The sequence below is a fragment of the Actinoplanes campanulatus genome (genome assembly GCF_014647795.1).
Taxonomy (GTDB): Bacteria; Actinomycetota; Actinomycetes; order Mycobacteriales; family Micromonosporaceae; genus Actinoplanes; species Actinoplanes campanulatus.
The window spans coordinates 1-1,023 of the sequence record NZ_BMPW01000076.1 but is presented as its reverse complement, the minus strand read 5'-3'; the positions used below and the strand labels follow the sequence as shown (position 1 = coordinate 1,023).

Sequence of the window (1,023 nt, the reverse complement as noted above, 5' to 3'; positions counted from 1 at the left end):
GGGGACGATGCGTTCTTTACACTTGGAAGTGGACAACGTGAAATACGGACTGGTGATCTGGGAATCATCAAGGATGGTGTCCTTTCACTGGTTGGCAGGCTCGATAATGCGGTAAATATCGCTGGACACAAGATCCACTTGGAAGAGGTTGAAAGAGCTGCAGCTCGAGTTGCTAACTCCACGAAACAATGTGGTGCAGTCTATCACCAAGGCAGTGGTGGAGTTTTGGCGCTCGTGATTCCACGCGAATGGGAGTCTCAGGTCACGACTTCTCGTCTTGCCGAATTTCTACCTTCCTATATGATTCCTCTCAAGATCGTAACTACGCAGAATGTTCCTAGATCAAGAACGGGAAAAATAGATCGGTGCGAGTGTCTGAAGTTGGTAGCACAGAGCGAACTCTACGATCACGACAGAATATCCCAAGGACAAATGCAGCGTAACAGTGTTCACGATCAAGTGCAAAATATCTGGGATATGGTTCTTGGAAAGAAGAGCCACGGTGAAGATCGTGATTTTTTCTCCGCAGGTGGAAATTCGTTGCGCGCTGTTCAGCTTTTGACCGCCATCGGTAAACAGTTTGGTGTTCGTGTCCCCTTGCGGAACTTCTATTCCAATCCAACGATTTCCTGCTTGGTCAGCTTGCTGATGCCTGTTGAGGAGCGTGAGCATTGAATCCGGAAGTTTGGCAGCGTATTAGTTCAGCAACTACCTCTTGTTGCTCCACAGTCCTGATATTCCCTCCTACGGGTGCCGGAGCTCCTGCCTTTCAATCGATGTCTGTCTTAGAGGGGGATACTACAGTTTGGGGTTACTGCCCGCCTGGCAGGGGTCAACGATTACTTGAACCCGGCATCAGAACCATCGGAGAGTTCGTCAGCAAGTTTCGATCATCGTTCGAAATTCCGACTGGGCCGTTGATACTCGCCGGGGTTAGCTTTGGCGCGATGTTGTCGTTCGTAGCTGCTAATATTTTAGAAAATGACGGAATCTTCGCGACTCGTTTGGTTGCCTTATGTGGGC

At 49.4% G+C, this 1,023-nt stretch carries 2 protein-coding genes; both read left to right on the top strand.

Annotation, left to right across the window (positions count from 1 at the left end; translation table 11 throughout):
- The coding region (locus tag IEZ13_RS46110) for a phosphopantetheine-binding protein (RefSeq protein ID WP_229795826.1) at positions 1–675 on the top strand (675 nt) is incomplete at its 5' end.
- A 101-nt stretch (positions 676–776) separates the two neighbouring features.
- Positions 777–1,023, top strand: a 247-nt coding sequence (locus tag IEZ13_RS48185) for an alpha/beta hydrolase family protein (protein WP_373293122.1), incomplete at its 3' end; no start/stop codon positions are given.